The sequence below is a fragment of the ANME-2 cluster archaeon genome, from assembly GCA_019429385.1.
GTDB lineage: Archaea > Halobacteriota > Methanosarcinia > Methanosarcinales > Methanocomedenaceae > Methanocomedens_B.
In genome coordinates this window covers 18,155-35,099 of the sequence record JAHYIS010000029.1, presented here as the reverse complement: position 1 = coordinate 35,099, position 16,945 = coordinate 18,155, and the positions used below count along the sequence as shown (strand labels likewise).

Here is a 16,945-nt window from a genome sequence, read left to right as displayed (position 1 = left end):
AGCAATGCTGGTGAGAAATTATGGATATCAGAAGCTAATACTTTTTTTTAGGGTGTTAAGGACTTATGAATACTAGATCGGATGACCCCGTTTTTAAAAATAGAATGCCAGTAAAACAAAAATCAATTATTGTGATAGATAAATGGACAATAATATGTGCGATTATTGGAGGAATATGGGGATTGATAAGCCTTGCTCTATGGATTTTGACTTCTGGTGGGCCAACCAGTAGTGCTAATCCTTCTATTTTCTTTATGATTTTAACTTTACCAGCATCAATAATGATATTGATATTTTCTTATCTAGATGAATATGGAATAATAAGTAATTCAAGTACTTTGTTAGTGTTTTCAATTCCTATATTCGGTATTATAATCGGCACTCTAATCAGTTTTGTATACAAAAAATGGAGGATATTAAAATGAAGAAAGTAATTTACATATTTATTCTTATTTCAATATTTAGCATGAGTACAGTTGTCAGTTCAGCCAGTTCTGCAGAATCAACTGGGACCTTAACTTTGGATTTTACTTCAGACACTCAAGTTAAAGCAACCGAAAGCCTTAGCCAAAACAAAGAGTTTCAACCCCTCTATATCGAAATAGTCAAAAATACAGATGGGATTAAAACAATCTATTGGGAAGATGAAGTTATTGAGCCAAATGAAGCTCCCCACAGCAGAGCTGTGGGGTATCTCATGTCTCAGGCTACTGAGGTTGCATTGACCATGGCTTGTCCCAACCGCAGCAGAGCTGCGGGGTATAACGATTAGGATTATTTTGCTGTGAACTTCCGTATCGATTATGTGAATGCTGATGGTAATATATCGAATTACTACCCGGATTTCATTGTTAAGAAATCTGAAAATGAGATTTATATTATTGAAACAAAAGGGTTGGAAGATCTGGATGTTCTATTAAAAATGAGCCGCTTAAAACAATGGTGCGAGGATATCAATCAATCACAAAAAGAAATAATGTTTGATTATGTATTTGTTGACGAAGAAAATTTCCAAAAATATACCCCATCTTGTTTTGAACAGCTTGTAAATACTTTTGAGGAATACAAAAGCGAATAGTACTAATAAATAAGAAATGGGACAGCGCGGATTCGAACCGCGGTCCAAGCGTCCCAAACGCTCGAGGATGGGCCAAGCTACCCTACTGTCCCGCAATGAACTACTGCCTGAATATTGCCTTCACTACACATTAATTGATTAAAAGCCTTTCCACTTAAAAGAACCTGGGCCTCATGGAAAGATACAACGGTAAAGCAAGACCCTTATACGGCATTCCCGCAATTTCGGCCTGAACCCTTGCGCTCAGGTCCCATGCCTTTAGCTTCACCTGTTTTGGCTTGTTGGGCTGGCTCTCGGACCGTATGTTAACAGCCAGCTCCCCGTTCTGGAACTCCTCATCGCCCAGCACAGCCACATACGGAATCCATTCCCGTCCGGCATCCCGTATCTTCTTGCCCACGGTCTCGTCCCGGTCATCAATATCAGTCCTGCAGCCCATCATCAGTGCAACTTCTTCTGCCGCTTCCCTGTGCCGCTCAGCCACCGGGATCACCCTTACCTGGGTGGGCGATAGCCATACGGGCAGCATGGGTACCCCACCGGCTTCTGCCAGCATGTGGTTCTTCTCAAGCAGGCCGTAAATGATACGTTCAATGGCGCCGCTGGGCGAGCAGTGCAGGATCGTGGGCTGCCGGGAGTCCCCTTCCTGGTCGATATAATTGATGTCATAACGCTCTGAGTTCTCCACATCTATCTGGACGGTGGACAGGGCACTTGCCTTGTCCAGTGCGTCAATGTAATTGAACTCGAACTTAAGCACGAAATAGAAGAATCGCTCATCCCACATCTCTACAATTACCGGTTTATCCACGACCCGGGCCAGTTCGGTAATGAACTCTTTATTCTCCTCATAGAAATCCCTGGTAAACCGTATAGCGACTTCGTAATCTTCCAGCCCCAGCCCCATAGCATCCAGTACGCTGATACACATATTGTATTGCTGTCCGAATTCCTTGATGGCCTGTTCCATATCTGCAGCCAGGGTATGCATATCAGGCATGGTAAAGGCACGAAGCCGTTTAAGCCCTACCAGTTCGCCGCTCTGCTCCTTGCGGAAACTGTAGCGGGTAAGTTCAATCATCTTCAGGGGTAGATTACGGTAGGAAATAGTCATATCATGGTTCATGAGGAATTGGCCAAAACATGCAGCAAATCGTAAAAAGAGGCTTTTCTTGTCAGCTTCAATGGAATACTGCCTTGCAGGAAACCGGTCCAGGTATTTCTTCAGCGTGGGGTGGTTCATGTCGTACATTATCGGGGTCTCTACTTCCATGGCACCCATAGCTGCTGCACGGTCAAGTACATAGTTCTCCAGCAGGCTCTTGATAAGCCGACCCTTTGGATAGAACCGCATGTTGCCGCTGTCACTGCCCGGTTCGTAATCCGCAATCTCCAGCCGTCTCATCAGTTCTACATGGGGTGGAGTGCGGTCTACAGCCCGGCTTTTGGACACTTCATAATCCCTGAACTTGCGCAGGTTATCATGTCCTGTAAAGTCAAAATCATCAAAAGAGTGTAATTCCCCGTTTGGTGTCAGGATATGCCAGTAGGATTTTGCTTTTGCCTCTGCCTTGATGGCCTCGCTGATCACTTCTTCTTTTTCGGCTGGTGGGGTTCGTGAGGCAGATACAGTTGATGAGGTAGTATCAGGAGATGCTTCAGCCTCTACCCTGATGGTCCTTGATAGCTCAGACAGGGGATGACCCTTGCATTTGATCTCAAAGGATTTGTAAAATCCAAAAGGAGCCCGTTTGACATTGAAATCACTCTTTAGTGCAATTTCAAGGTCCTTCAGGACTTTGACTGCCACTTTTGGTGATGATAGGGAACTGCTCAGGTGGGCATAGGGATAGAGCATGATATTCTCTGCTTTGACCTGTTCTGCTACTTTCTTGATCTCGTCAACCGTTTTTGTAACAGCTTTTCCAGGGTCGGATTCGTCCACCTTTTCCACTGCGATAAAAACAGTGAGGGCTTCGTCCATGCTGCCCTGGCGCATGTCTTCTTGGATTTCCTCTGCCACCGGGGTCTTTTTCTTTACCTGGTATTCGATATGGTCTGAATGAATGAGTAGTATCTGCATAATAGAGTCACCGATATTTTGGTAATTGATAATGCTGAGGTAAGATAAGGATTTTGTTTGTTTATTATTATCATGTTCCGGTTACATTTTTTTTTGTCCGAGATACACCCACTGGTCGTATATCCCGTTCTTATCGGTATTATCAATGACCTCACCCACTGCACCCAAACCGTCGAGTACCTCTTTTAATATGTCCATCTCATCGCGCCTGTTCACGGTAAACAGTAGTGTTCCGCCCGGCTTAACTACCTTCAGGGACTCAGCCATCATCGCGGCCCAGACATCCCTGTTGAAATGATAAATGGTACCAAGCATGAAACCCATCACAGCATCAAATGAGCTGTCATCAAAAAAATGGGTCAATCGTGTGGCATCCATCACAATGGTACGTCCGGTTTTCAATACCTCATGCTCCAGTCCCTGACAAACCTGGCAGCGGTCATAATCAGTGGTTAGCGGATAAATACCCAGCTTTTCCAGCGATAAGGTCGCCATACCGTTACCACAGCATATCTCCAGTGTTCTGCCTGAAGCATCGAACCTTTGCCCCAGTTTCCTGAATAGCATATCCAACCGCTGCACCCTGATATCCAGGTATACCATTTCGTAGGTTTCACCGGGTTTTACACAGCCATCACATAACTGTCTCTCCACCAGGGCAAGAGAATAATACTCCCGTAAGGCCAATTCCAGTTCCTGCTGTGATGCCTCGTTTGAATTAACATCATCGACAGACTGCAACAGAGATGATGCAAGAGAATCAAACATTCCTGCAGCCGCAGATTTAATTCCAGCACGGGCTACTACATTTGTGAACACTGCCCAGAAGGACGGATATTCATCCGTGCCCTGATTATTGATGGCAAGACAGATAATATCCCCAGACTCATCCCGTATACGTCTGATTTGACCATCAATCCTGCCGGACTGAACAATCTGTTCCATAAACCTCAGGGTCTGATACAGGTCGTTCAGGCTGCTGTATCCTTCTTCAGGCATGAACAGGTTCGCATCAGCGTCCAGACCCAGAACCTGGTGAAGCAGCACAACACTCAATCCTGTAATAAAAGAAACCCAATGCTATTTATTCATCATCGGGTTCATCGAATTTGTAACTGTCATCTCCTATCATGGCAGCGGCAATGGAATCTATACCGTCTATCCACTCAGCCACCAGGCCATAAGGCATATCTGACAATATATCTTCAGGCAATTCTGCCCCCGCGAGCACGCTTGCACCGATGGCTGCAATATAACCTATAGCACTTCCCGGGTCATCAGCTTCTTCTGCCTCTAAAGCACTTTTTATGATAGGAGTAAGGTCAGCCGCCCTGTCATAAGCACCGTCGAAATAACATTCACAAGAAGCAAAAACAGCTATCAACGATGTCTGCAGTGAATCAAGCATCAGGTCAATTGACTCATTGATAGGATCCAGTGGTTTCAGTACAATGGTCTTGATCTCATTGAGGGCATCGAATGCCCCATCAACAGTGAGGGCACTACTATCGAATTTGGAAATAACCTTGAGGCAAGCCAGGATAATGTCATCTTCCATAGTAACAAATATCTTGCCAGAATCTCCCCGATCTTCGTCCTCCTTGAGTTCGAAACCGCTTTTTTTGACCTGTTCCAGCCAATTGTTCCATCTCTCCTGTGAATAGAACGGAAAATGAACATTACTCTGTAGGCTGGTTTCTGATTTCTTCTTGGCCTTTCCTTTTTTCTTTGCCATTGTTCGATTGCTCCTGATTATTTGTTAATCCACCTGTAGATAATTATACTTTGCGACTTAACTGTTCACCATGCTGACCTTGAGACGCCTTTTTTCAATTTCAGGCCCATGTATAATCCGAATACAAGGCCTGACAGGTGTGCCGCATGGGCTATCATGTCATTGGAACCCATCATCAGTATATCAATGGCGGCAAACAGTACCAGTGCCTGGGCTATTTTCATCGGGATGAAATAGACATATACACGAATTTCAGGCTCCAGCAGTGCAAGACATGCAAATATTCCGTATATGGCCCCGCTGGCACCCAGGACGGGTGAACCTGAAAATATCATATGTCCCAGTGCTGATAAGAGTCCGGCACCGAAATATACTACCAGGAACTGGTAACTCCCTATCTTCCGCTCAAGGATGGGACCAAAAAAGAACAGTACGAGCATGTTGAAGAACAGGTGACCCCCACTTCCATGCAGGAACATATAGGTAAATACAGTCCAGGGACGAATGGCAGCCAGCTGGGGTATTAACAGGAACAGGCCGGTAAATGCAGGAATCAACTGCTGCAGAAAAAATACTACCACGCATGCCATTATGATATAGAGCGAGTAATTCCTTGATACCGGAATGGCATAAGGCGACTTAATCTGGCGACCCAGGCCCGGAATGCCCATGCTTCGCTTCCGCACCGGTTCGGGTTCAGGATGGTAAACAATCCCGCCACTGTTCCTTGTTTGTGTTTTGAGTATTTCCAGCCCTGCACATTCATGATTCTCAGGCAACCTGTGCTGTGAACAATAAGTCCAGCCGCAAAATTTGCACTTATAGGGCAGCATTTCTTTTTTTCCACATACACTGCATAGTTCTGCCATTTACTCTTTCGCCTCGTTCTCTCCTTTTCGTACTGCTATCACATATACTTCTCTCTTCTCAGGTTCGATCATATGTTGTATTGAGAGGCCGATCCCCTCCATTCTTTTAATATGTTCTTTCAGTCCGCTCCTGTCACCAAGCTTTAATACCTGTAATATACGTCCACCAGGTTTTAACAGGGGGAGGATTCTTTCAAGCACCTTGATGGAATCCTCTGGTTCAACGGTAATATCGTTCAAAATCACATCCACGGGCCGTTCGGACAATGAGGTAAGCGGAATGTTGAAAATGTCCCCCTTTATCACCTGGACATTATCGTGTAATGCGGTCACTTTTTCAAGAGAAGGCATACATTCATCACTGAACTCGATACCAATAATATTGCCTGCGATCTCGGATGCGAATAGAATGAAGCCACCTGCACTGGAACCCAGATCCAGCACTGTATCTCCGGGATGTATGAACTGTGTTTGTTGCTGGATAGTTCTCAGTTTCAGGTAACCTGCAGGGACGTCTGTATTTTCCATAATTTTTATGTCATTATTGTATCCGATCCGGGTGGAAGGTTTGAAAACAAGCTTTCCGTCCACGAATACCTGACCGCTCAGGATGGCACGTTTAGCCCTGCCTCTACTGGCTACAAGTCCCTGTTCAACTAAAAATGCATCTAATCTCATATTTTATACCTTTACCAGGAATTTCGATAGATAATTCGGGATATTTGGATTTATTCATAACCTCGCTCCGTCATATCCTTTTTCCCGAACAAAACCAATATGCTTTTAAGTCAGTAATGAATCAATACTTTTACCAGTTTATGGAGGGACGTATTTGTTTGGAATAGAATTTGTACCTAGTGACCCCGTGTTAAAATTGGCAAGTTATACAAAACTTGCTGAAGACGTGGGATTCGATAATGTGTGGATTACAGACCATTACAATAACAGGGATGTTTATACTACCCTGGCTGTTTTGGCATTGAACACCAACAGGATAAAACTTGGGACGGGAGTAACTAACCCTTATACAAGGAACATTGCAGTCACTGCATCCAGTATTGCTGCAATTAACGATATTTCAGGTGGCAGGGCCATTCTGGGAATTGGTCCCGGTGACAAAGCTACCTTTGATGCAATGGGTATTGAATGGGTAAAGCCCCTGTTAACATCGAGAGAATCAATCGCAGCTCTCAGAGAATTCTTTGCAGGTAAGAAAGTTAACCTGAACGGTGAGCGAGTCAAGATCGCTGGTGCCAAGATGGCATTCAAGGCCGGTAAAATACCCATTTACCTGGGTGCACAGGGCCCGAAGATGCTGGAACTTGCAGGTGAACTGGCAGACGGTGTGTTGATCAACGCATCACATCCAAAAGACTTCGAAGTAGCCATCAAGGCAATAGCAGACGGAGCTAAAAAGGTTGGAAGGGACCCCAAAGAGGTTGATGTTGGGGCATACGCATGCTTCTCTATCGATAAAAAGGAAGAGAAAGCCATAGAAGCTGCCAAGATCGTCGTTGCGTTCATCGTAGCAGGTTCACCTGATATGGTGCTTGAACGCCATGGCATCCCAGTTTCAGTAAAATCAGACATTGGTGGAGCTATTGCAAAGGGAGACTTCGGTTCATTGATGGGCGGAATGGTAACAACGGACATGATCAATGCATTTTCCATTTGCGGAACACCTGAAAAGTGTAAACAGAAAGTGGAAGAACTGCAAAAGATCGGTGTTACACAGATCGTATGCGGATCACCGATTGGTCCCAATAAAGAGACAGCCATTAAACTCATAGGCAAGGAAATTATTGGAGGCAAATAGGTGAGTGCTGTGATCCCCGTGCCACAAAAGGGGTTCCCGAAGATATACCAGGTAATAAAAAATACATTGTGTACGGCATGCGGCGGATGCGAAGCCATCTGCCCCATGCGGGCCGCCAGGGTGCAGTTATACGATAAGGCGAATTACGATAAGTTCTCACCGACGGTAGATGAGCCTACTGTGGTAAAACTCTTCAGCGAAGTCAGCAGGGAAGACAATTACTGTGCACACAGGAAATGTTATGTTGACTGCGACACCTGTCTGACCTGCCAGAATTGCCTGGCATGCCAGCGTATCTGTCCGATACTGGACGGTTTTCCTGGTGACGATGAGTTCGATAATGTTATTGAACAGCGGGTTGGCAAGAGTTCCCTGGTTGGTCAGGATGGCGCAGTAGTGACCGGTATCCTCAAATCCCTCTTTGAGCAGGGTGAGATCGATGCAGCTCTGAGTGTTTCACGGAATGCTGATTGGGAAACAGAGGTAGTAGTGCTGACCAGTGCAGAAGATGTTTCCCGTGCTGGTGGAACTAAATATACCTATGAACCGGTAATATCAAAATTGCGTGATGTACTTAAGAACTATGAAAAGATTGCTGTGGTTGGCACTCCCTGTCAGGCGCATGCGGCTTCTCTGTTCAGGGAAAACCTTACTGATAAAATAAAACTGGTAATAGGCCTGATATGCATGGAGAGCTTCACGTATGATGATATGGGTGAGAATATCATACCAAACATCATGGGTCTGGATCGAAAAACTGTTAAGAAACTTGATTTTGCCAAGGGCAAGTTCGTAGCTGAGACTGCGGATGAAAAAAAACTGGTCCCGATCAAGGAAATTGCTCACCTGGCACGAAAACCATGCCATCACTGTATGGACTATACGTCATATTATGCAGATATCACTGTGGGTAGCGTAGGCAGTCCTGACGGCTGGAGCACCATCTTTGTACGCAATGAAACGGGTAAGAAATGTCTGGATAAGGTAAAGGGAATTGAATATGACGATAAACCTTTATTCATGGAGATTATCCAGAAACTTGCAGCCCAAAAACACAAGAACAATTCATGGGACTACAAGAAGTTCAATGAAGTAGTCTGGGCTGGTGGAGAATGGACTCCGGAAGAGCATTCTACATAGGACGATTTCAACCCTTTCATTTGGGACACCAGACCGTGCTCGAATCAATCGCACATGAAGTAGATGAGATCATAATCGGAATCGGAAGCGCCCAGGTCAGCCATGAACAGGATGATCTGTTCACAGCCGGGGAACGGGTACTAATGATATCCCGGGCCCTTGAGAACCTCGATGTTAAACACTACATTATACCGATTGAGGATATCCAGCGAAATTCAGTCTGGATATCCCACATTATTTCTATGACACCACCATTCAAGGTAGTTTACTCAAATAATCCACTTGTTATCCGGCTTTTTGAAGAGGCTGGAATCGAAGTGAAACAGTCTCCAATGTACCTGCGTGAGCAATATTCTGGTACAGAGATACGCCGAAGGATGGGAGCAGGTGAAGGATGGGAATCTTTAGTTCCTTCTTCTACAGTTGATATAATTAATGAGATAGGCGGCGTAGAGAGGTTGAAGTTAATCTCTGGCAGGGATTCAATATAATTAAACGATTCCTGTTATTTTTTATTGCCAAAATCCAGTTTACCCGTACTTGTATCAAGTGAAATGCCAAGATTTTTCAGATATTCGACAGCAGTTCCTTGACCGTGTATCATCAATTCGATAAGGTCGTCGGGTTCATCAATATCAGTACTCACCATAAACGAATCAAAAATATCCACATCAAGCCCAGTTTCTTTTGATATTCTCAGGTGGTCCAGAAAACTTGTACCGTAATAATCTACGCGAAATATGTCAGGTCGCCGGATAAGTAAAGCATTGGTCCCTCCACGCGAGCCTGGGGCGATAATAACATCTCCTTTAAGTGCGGTCATCTGGTGTATCTGCTTTTTCGTGACCAGGGGCATATCGGCCATTATTATAAATATTTCGTCATTTGTATGGCTGGATGCTCTTTTCAGGTATTCATTCAATGCATCGTTCAGGTTTTTATCGCTCACAAGTAAATTAACATCTAAGGGGTAGTTATTATTGATTATACTGGATAGAGATGAATTTAATATATCAATATCAGTGAAGGTATCAGATTCGATAAGTACATTGACTATATCGTGCAGCATCTTTAGTGCAAATTCTTCTCTCTGGTTTTTGGAAAGCACTTCAGATAAACGTGACTTCGCATTATCCTTCTTGAATGGAATCACAGCTCTCATACGAATATCAGTCCTCGAGTGTATCTAAACATCATACTGTATATTATGTTTAGCTATTTTCCACAGTTCCAATGCAATAGACTCAATCTCGTCACGGTTTTCAAGCCTGGTAAGCCATTTTTTCGGGATAGCATCAACTCCAAGATATGCACCGCTGATGGCTCCTGCAATACATGCTATTGAGTCAGTATCTCCGCCTGCATTGATCGCTGTGATAAGGGTTTTTGGGAAGTCCAGGGGATTTCTTGCAAAACAGTACATTGCACAAGGTACTACATCAGTAGCCATGATGGAAGTACCAAGAATGGAAAATGCTTTGATGTCCGGAATATGTCTCACTTTTTCCACGGCTTGTATTTTATCAGCCATTTTTATACTATATTTTCTGGCAAGGTCAGAAGATGTCTTTATGGTGACGTCAGGATCGGTGTTCGTAACTGCCAGGGAAATTGCTGCAGCTACTGCTACAGCACCAGCAATGGATTCTGGATTTGTGTGGGTTGGTAATGAAGATGTACGGGATGTTTCTTCTGTTTTATCGGGTTTGCCCGGGTATAACAGTCCAATAGGAGATGCTCTTATTGCTGAACCACATGTAGGTGAATCTTCACCGGATTCTTTCCATCCTTTACCATCAGCCAGATGCCTGCACGCAGTTAAACTGGTAGTCCCCCATCCCCTGTTCAGTTCAGGCAGTCTCATTATTATCTGGTAATGTTCCAATAATCGTTTAGAGAATTCCTCTGCATCGAATTTGCCGGCTGCTACTATAGACCTGGCAAGAATTATTGTCTGTTCAGTATCATCGGTGTATTGTCCGGGTTTCAATTTTTCATTATTACTTCCCGGTCTGCCTTTGCCATAATCAAATACGACATTGAATTTCATCTTTATTTCATCCGGCTTCATTCCTTCGGTTTGCATTCCCAGCGCATCTCCTATAGCACTGCCCAAAAGGCATCCGATAAATTTATTTCGGTACATATATTATGTGATTGCCTGTGTCTCAATAAATCCATCGATTTTGATTATTCCGCATATCATATAATTAATGCAATCAGATATATGTGTGTATTTTTATATTTCTATCCACATTTTAATAGACTATTATCCAGTAATTTTTATATATAGTCCTGTATTATTTATATTTGTTAATATATACATAATAGTATACATATTAACAAAGATACTTTAAATTATTTATTTTATATAATAAATTTATATATGACTATAATAAATAATATATTATCCGGTATTAATATAAATCCCGAAAAATAGTATATGAACTCCCTAAGATAAACATTTTTTTAGAAATTATATAAATAATGTATGCAGTTAATTTTTATAAGACTATATTTATAATTAGTAAATTGATACATTTAGGGTACACTTTGAGTGTATAATATGCGGTTATACGCATAGGGTAAATTCCATGCAAAAAAAATGTTCGGGATAACCCATACTGGTACTATATGGGAATGTATGGGTGCCAAGACTATATATGTTACAGAAAATAATAATTTGTAGATCATCATGGGTTTGTACACTGCATACACCATATTACTATAGTCTTTGGAATTGAGAAGATAGCCCGAATATAGCAGAATGTTGTGGAATAAGTTCGGGATCAGAGACTATAGGAATGTGAGATCTAGAACCGGTAGAAACCAATAATCCAATTCAAATTTGATTACAGTCATAGAAATTATAACCTTCAGTAATTTTTTTACTGCCGAATATTATGGATATCAATATAGACTAAACAATCAACAGACAATATTGATATGGGTAATAATATAATAATTTATTTTATATTATTATTTATATATATATATATATATATATATATAATTCAATGGATATAAAATGTATTAAATTACACACATTAAATTATATTAAATATAAATATATTAAATGGGATTATATTAAATGGGATTATATTAAATGGAAATATGTTAAATGGAAATATATTAAATGGAAATATATTAAATGGAAATATATTAAATGGAAATATATTAAATGGAAATATATTAATTTAAATTATCCTGAAAAAAATGAGGGATAATAGATGAGTATAATGATTAAATTATAGAAATCTATTTATAGAGTTAAAATCAAAAGATATATTATCTGAGTAAATCCTTAAACCAAACGGAGCAATGGATATGGGATATCTTAAAGAAATGATTAAAAAACGCCTTGAAAAATATATTGAATTAGATACTGATGGAATTAGAAATTTCATTTTGAATATATTTTTAAATGTGAAAGAAGCTACTGTAGATGTAGTTTATAATATTCTCTCTAAGAAATATGATGTGTCCCATAATATGGTGGCTTCTATGATTGGATATATTCATTCAAAACTGGGAATACTTAATGCCCATAAAGAATCCTACAAGACCACAATTGTATACTCATTAAAAGATGATTATATTGATATGGTCAAAACTTTACTCAAAATGCCGATTACCAATACCATATAAATATAGTCTTGGGATTGTCGAGTCAAGGTATCCTTTTTTATTCTAGATAGTACATAATAGTTATATTTATGACATATGTAAAAGATGCACCAAGAACATCGACCACCATCAGGGTACGTTCGGATGCCAATAGTAGAATAAGTCGTTCACGTGACCCATTTTATGAATTAATGCGCAGACTTTTCCAGGAAGAAAAAACAGCATCGATTGGCAAAAAATTTATAATGTTAATAGATGATAGGCAGAAAAAGAATGAACCAATAAAGACCAGTGAATGGAAAGAAACTTCTGAAGAACTGGGTATTGGAAAGGCTTCATTTTATTCCATGAGAAATAAATTACTTGGTGCCGGCCTCATCAGTAACAAGAACGGTGAATACCGGCTCTCGGGCCAGTTCAGTAAAGATACCCATGACATGGCTGTATGGTGGTGGTCAGCGATGATGAACAATGACCCTGAAAATCTCTAACCCATCATTTCATCAATATATAAACCCAATTCAATTGTTCTATTAACAATGCTTTCATGCATTCCCTTTTTTCTGAGGGCATCTACTTCTTCTGTAATAGAAACGATATGATCATCATCAACCATATTATCTGCATGGGCAACAATTTTTTCTTCAAGAGTGGTGGGCATATAATTTCCAGGAGGTAGCCCTATAGTTAGAGCTTCATTTTCCGGAATACCTGCACCGATATGGGTTTCAATTATGCGAATGATAGCTGGATGTAAACCATATTCCTTTCCAAGACGTGCCCCTTCCACTGCATGTTTTATGTCATGGGTGACGGAACGACCAATATCATGTACAAGTGCCCCGATAAAGACCAGTTCCACATCCACCTGATATCCGTTATGTCTTATTTTCTCTGCGATATCTTTTGCGTGATATGCCACAATAAGACAGTGCTTCAAAACCCTCTCGCTACATCCTGAAATTCTAAGTAGGTCAAGGGCTTCAGATTTATCAGGTTTCAATTGTTCTGCAACTCTTGGATACGTTTTCTCAAGATTTGCTTGACTTTTTCATTATCTTCAAAAATCACTTCTTCGCCACAGCTTGGACAGAGATATTCGGTCTCTGCCACAATGTTAAAAACAAACCTTCCGCAATTGTTCACACAAATGTAGAACATATTCTCATCTTCAAATTCGAGCTTGACCTTGAGATTGTTCAATAATTTATTTGTCTCATTTTCGAGCAGTTCATTTATCCCGCTCATATCAATTTTCCACAAATATGTGAGCCAACCACTATCTTTATTCCTTTCACGTCTGTAAGTCGCCAACCTGTTCTCAAAAAGTATATACAGAGTACGCCTGACAATATTCAAAGGAACTTCAGTCACTATAGATACGTCTTCATCAGTGACTTCACCTTCAGGCATTTTCAGGACAACATTCATCCCTTCTTCGCCTACGAGATTCGAGAGAAGTCCTCGAATAGCAATGTTATCCAAATCTACCAACATATCACCTAACCTCATTTAACTTATTATAGTATTAATCTTCCGTGTTATCTTTGTTTAATCTATCAACAAGCCCGTCAACATAATTATTTACCTGCTGTATCACCTGTTGCCTGCTTACTCCGCAGGAGATAAATGAGACTACGGGTTCATTTATGTTAACCATCGTCCCTTCAGGAGGAACATCAGCGCCATTGCCAGACTTTAAGCATAGCAGTAAATATTCATATACCTTTTTACCTACAGTAAACCTGCAAGGAGCAAAGAATATAGTTTTAATCGTATATTGCCTGTAACTGGGTCTGGCAGGTATCATATTTTCAAATGCATCAATATGCGCCTGGAAGACATTTATGCCGGTTGCATTTTCCACAGTATCAATACTTCCCTGAAACCTTGCATTTATTTCAAGAACAACCGGGCCCTGTTCTGTTATTATAAAGTCCACGCCATTTGAACCCATGAGATTGAATGTAATTGCCAGTTTGATGGCGGTATCGGACATCAATGTGCTGTAATCGGATTCAAACGGAGTGATATTACCGCAATATGCAAAAGGCATACGTGTGAGCCATCCTAGTCCGGCAAGTTGTTCGTTGACTGCAATAGCTACAGCCTGCTGCCCTGTAGAAATGACTGACACGCTTGCAAGTGTTCCTTTAACAAATTCCTGGATAAGAAATCTGTTTTTGTCCGTGCCGATTTCACGAAGTAACCTCGTAAGGTCGCAGGCATCATGTACGAGAATATTTTCTATTCCACCGGCCCCTCTTATTGGCTTTATCATGGCTGGATATCCTGCAGTCCAGTCTTCCTGAGTTTTTATGGAAGCCAGGGGCAATGTGTAAGGGTGCCTTATGTCCATTTCCTTGAGTTTGTGTGCAAACCATACCTTATTTGACATATGGGTAATTGTTTGTGGGGAATTATTGAAGACCGGTATTTTGAGGTCAATTTTTTCACGTATCCAGTGTTCAAGATGTTCAAATCCTGGGCCAAGCACAATGCCATCCACCGGAAGCAGGGAAGAAGTTGCGGCTGCAATTTCATCAAGGTCAATATTGTGTATATCAGGTATGTTACATACTATAGCTTTAGATGCACATTCCATCAGGTCAATATCATTAAAAATACTAATAGTATGAACTGTGTGTCCGGCTCGTGCAGCAGAACAGGCAATATGGCGCGTGTTGACACCAATGATCAGGATTCTCATTTTGATTTAATTACGATAATAAACCGGCTGCCTCAGATGCTACTCCAGCCTGCCCAATGATCGTTACGTGGTCACCTTCATGAAGAATGGTATCTCCGTGAGCTATAATCGAGATGTCACCTCGCCGTACGAGCACTATCAAACTATCTCTTGGTATCTTTACGTCTTTGATGGCTTTCCCGATCACCTTTGGGTTGGATATTTCGATTTCGATAATATCGCCCTGGTGACCTACTTCGCACATAGTGAATAGATCATGCCGGCCAATCATGTTCTCCAGAATAATTGTCGTGGATTTTACCGGGCTCATAGCCCTTATACCCATTTCAGTGAACAGAGGGAGGTTATTGGGATCGTTCACCCTGGCAACCAGCATATTACCGGAAAATCCGAACTTGCTTTTTGCGAGCTGGCAGGAAAGCAGGTTAACATTGTCTTTGTCTGTGGTTGCCACTATGTATTTAGCATGTCTGATTCCCGCTTTTTCAAGTATGTTAATGTCATTGCCGTCACCATGGACGGTCTTAATGCCTAATTCCATGACCTTCTGGCAGTTTTTTTCATCCGTATCTATCACAACAACGTTCTCACCGCGTTTATCCAGTCTCTGGGCGAGCTCCCTGCCCACCCCTCCTCCTCCAATGATCATTATCTCCATAGGTATTACTCCGATTTTCCGTGCAATTCTGCCAGCAAACAAGCCGGGCCAAACGACTGAAAAAATAACTGTTAAAAATACTAATCCTACAAGCATATCCACTCCATCATTACCGGGTATTACATTTAAATTCTGCATTCGTATTGCAAAATAGGTAACCATGGATGCAGGTACTATACCCCGGGGCGAGATAATAGAAATGAATGCTTTTTCCCTGAAAGACATGTTAGACCCGGCAGTGGATACAAATACTGCAACAGGCCTGATGACAAACATCAATATCAGGATTACTACCACACCCCACACTCCGAGATTAATTATGTATTCAAAGCGAATCAATGATGCCAGCAATATAAAGATAATTGACAGTAATATTATTACCAGGTCACCTTTGAACTCTTTAATGGACTCTTTATGTGCTATGTCGGTTGACCCTATAATAATGCCAAATACCGCCACTGCCAGTATACCCGAGCCGTCCCCGTATCTTTCTGCTCCTGAAAAGGTCAACAATACTGCAGTAAGGGTAAATAACCGGGCATACTGGGCAGTGATCATGGTTATGTTTTGCAGGATATAGGCGAGAATTACACCGCCAACAATACCGAGTATAAGGCCCATGCTCAGTCTCATTGCCAGTGATCCCAATGCATCGACAGTTGGCAGGCCTAGCAGCATAAATTCAAAAACCAGTGCTGCAAGGATAACACTGACAGGGTCATTCAGCACACCTTCGGCTTCAAGTGTCTTGCTGATCTTCCTGGTAACGTGTATCTGCTTTACCAGTGGTGTTATTACGGTAGGTCCGGTAGCTGAGACCAGAGCACCATAGAGCATGCTCATGCCAGGATCTATGTTTAAAAGAAAATGTGCTGATAGTGAAGCCCCAATAAATGTTATGAGGACACCATATGTTATCAGGTTACCAATGCTTTTTTGCAGTTTTTTCATCTGTTTGATGTTTATCTGCATTCCACCATCAAAGACGATAATTGCTATTGAAAGTGCTACTATCGCTTCAAGTTCATTCTGGAAATTTGATGTATCTACAACATTAAGGATTTCAGGCCCAAGTATGATACCAAAAGCCAGAAGAAATACGATACTGGGCATCTTGAAGATACGGGATAGCACCTGGGCGCCAATACCGATTAACAGTACAACAGCCAGGGTGGCTAACAAGAATGCAGATTCTGTCATCCTTTTTTATCACCTGGCCATTGTTGTTT

At 41.7% G+C, this 16,945-nt stretch carries 19 protein-coding genes and 1 tRNA gene; 8 read left to right on the top strand and 12 right to left on the bottom strand.

Annotation, left to right across the window (positions count from 1 at the left end):
* The first annotated feature begins 65 nt into the window (after nt 1–65).
* Genes K0A89_10025 through K0A89_10015 form a run of 3 tightly spaced genes read left to right on the top strand, consistent with a single transcriptional unit; the run spans nt 66 to nt 1,078 of the window.
* Entirely contained in the window at nt 66–425 is a 360-nt protein-coding gene (locus K0A89_10025) for a hypothetical protein (protein MBW6518823.1), read from the top strand.
* Nucleotides 422–772 carry a hypothetical protein gene (locus tag K0A89_10020; GenBank protein ID MBW6518822.1) on the top strand — a complete coding sequence of 117 codons (351 nt, stop codon included), beginning with the start codon at nt 422–424 and terminating at the stop codon, nt 770–772. Before K0A89_10025 ends, K0A89_10020 begins: the two co-directional genes overlap by 4 nt.
* A gap of 33 nt (nt 773–805) precedes the next feature.
* Entirely contained in the window at nt 806–1,078 is a 273-nt protein-coding gene (locus K0A89_10015) for a hypothetical protein (protein MBW6518821.1), read from the top strand.
* A 17-nt stretch (nt 1,079–1,095) separates the two neighbouring features.
* Here K0A89_10015 and K0A89_10010 read toward each other — a convergent pair.
* The 6 genes from K0A89_10010 to K0A89_09985 all read right to left on the bottom strand — a co-directional run bounded on the left by K0A89_10010 (nt 1,096) and on the right by K0A89_09985 (nt 6,443).
* Nucleotides 1,096–1,170, bottom strand: a tRNA-Pro gene (locus K0A89_10010).
* 62 nt (nt 1,171–1,232) lie between these two features.
* Complete coding sequence (locus K0A89_10005; protein MBW6518820.1) at nt 1,233–3,161, bottom strand: threonine--tRNA ligase; 1,929 nt, start codon at nt 3,159–3,161, stop codon at nt 1,233–1,235.
* An 81-nt stretch (nt 3,162–3,242) separates the two neighbouring features.
* Nucleotides 3,243–4,217, bottom strand: a complete 975-nt coding sequence (locus tag K0A89_10000) for a class I SAM-dependent methyltransferase (protein MBW6518819.1) — start codon at nt 4,215–4,217, stop codon at nt 3,243–3,245.
* A gap of 28 nt (nt 4,218–4,245) precedes the next feature.
* A complete protein-coding gene (locus K0A89_09995; protein MBW6518818.1) occupies nt 4,246–4,896 on the bottom strand; it encodes a DUF2150 family protein in 651 nt (216 codons plus the stop codon).
* 65 nt (nt 4,897–4,961) lie between these two features.
* The gene (locus tag K0A89_09990) at nt 4,962–5,765 is read right to left on the bottom strand and encodes a rhomboid family intramembrane serine protease (protein ID MBW6518817.1); all 804 of its coding nucleotides are present in this window, start codon (nt 5,763–5,765) and stop codon (nt 4,962–4,964) included.
* Entirely contained in the window at nt 5,766–6,443 is a 678-nt protein-coding gene (locus K0A89_09985) for a methyltransferase domain-containing protein (GenBank protein ID MBW6518816.1), read from the bottom strand.
* A gap of 154 nt (nt 6,444–6,597) precedes the next feature.
* Between K0A89_09985 and mer the strand changes: the two genes are divergently transcribed.
* From mer to K0A89_09970, 3 genes are all read left to right on the top strand, one after another.
* On the top strand, nt 6,598–7,581 hold the full coding sequence (mer, locus tag K0A89_09980) for a 5,10-methylenetetrahydromethanopterin reductase (GenBank protein MBW6518815.1): 984 nt from the start codon (nt 6,598–6,600) through the stop codon (nt 7,579–7,581).
* Nucleotides 7,582–7,686: 105 nt separating this feature from the next.
* Nucleotides 7,687–8,721: a Coenzyme F420 hydrogenase/dehydrogenase, beta subunit C-terminal domain gene (locus tag K0A89_09975; GenBank protein ID MBW6518814.1), complete on the top strand. Its 1,035-nt coding sequence runs from the start codon at nt 7,687–7,689 to the stop codon at nt 8,719–8,721.
* The gene (locus K0A89_09970) at nt 8,694–9,212 is read left to right on the top strand and encodes a nicotinamide-nucleotide adenylyltransferase (protein MBW6518813.1); all 519 of its coding nucleotides are present in this window, start codon (nt 8,694–8,696) and stop codon (nt 9,210–9,212) included. Before K0A89_09975 ends, K0A89_09970 begins: the two co-directional genes overlap by 28 nt.
* Before the next feature lie 14 nt (nt 9,213–9,226).
* Here K0A89_09970 and cofC read toward each other — a convergent pair whose 3' ends face one another.
* Together cofC and K0A89_09960 are read right to left on the bottom strand one after the other, a co-directional pair.
* Nucleotides 9,227–9,883 (bottom strand): 2-phospho-L-lactate guanylyltransferase, encoded by a 657-nt coding sequence (cofC, locus tag K0A89_09965; GenBank protein ID MBW6518812.1) that lies wholly within the window; start codon nt 9,881–9,883, stop codon nt 9,227–9,229.
* Between the two features lie 24 nt (nt 9,884–9,907).
* Nucleotides 9,908–10,867 (bottom strand): ADP-ribosylglycohydrolase family protein, encoded by a 960-nt coding sequence (locus K0A89_09960; protein MBW6518811.1) that lies wholly within the window; start codon nt 10,865–10,867, stop codon nt 9,908–9,910.
* Nucleotides 10,868–12,048: 1,181 nt separating this feature from the next.
* Here K0A89_09960 and K0A89_09955 point away from each other — a divergent pair.
* Both K0A89_09955 and K0A89_09950 read left to right on the top strand, forming a co-directional pair.
* Nucleotides 12,049–12,369 (top strand): DUF2551 domain-containing protein, encoded by a 321-nt coding sequence (locus K0A89_09955; GenBank protein MBW6518810.1) that lies wholly within the window; start codon nt 12,049–12,051, stop codon nt 12,367–12,369.
* A 68-nt stretch (nt 12,370–12,437) separates the two neighbouring features.
* Complete coding sequence (locus K0A89_09950) at nt 12,438–12,839, top strand: hypothetical protein (protein ID MBW6518809.1); 402 nt, start codon at nt 12,438–12,440, stop codon at nt 12,837–12,839.
* Here K0A89_09950 and K0A89_09945 read toward each other — a convergent pair.
* From K0A89_09945 to K0A89_09930, 4 genes are read right to left on the bottom strand one after another with little or no spacing between them, the layout of a single operon-like run.
* Nucleotides 12,836–13,351, bottom strand: coding sequence for a TIGR00295 family protein (locus K0A89_09945; protein MBW6518808.1), 516 nt, complete (start codon nt 13,349–13,351; stop codon nt 12,836–12,838). The genes K0A89_09950 and K0A89_09945 overlap by 4 nt on opposite strands.
* Entirely contained in the window at nt 13,348–13,842 is a 495-nt protein-coding gene (locus tag K0A89_09940; protein ID MBW6518807.1) for a transcription factor, read from the bottom strand. Before K0A89_09940 ends, K0A89_09945 begins: the two co-directional genes overlap by 4 nt.
* Before the next feature lie 34 nt (nt 13,843–13,876).
* On the bottom strand, nt 13,877–15,058 hold the full coding sequence (locus K0A89_09935; protein MBW6518806.1) for an ATP-grasp domain-containing protein: 1,182 nt from the start codon (nt 15,056–15,058) through the stop codon (nt 13,877–13,879).
* 10 nt (nt 15,059–15,068) lie between these two features.
* On the bottom strand, nt 15,069–16,916 hold the full coding sequence (locus K0A89_09930) for a cation:proton antiporter (GenBank protein ID MBW6518805.1): 1,848 nt from the start codon (nt 16,914–16,916) through the stop codon (nt 15,069–15,071).
* Nucleotides 16,917–16,945: the final 29 nt, after the last annotated feature.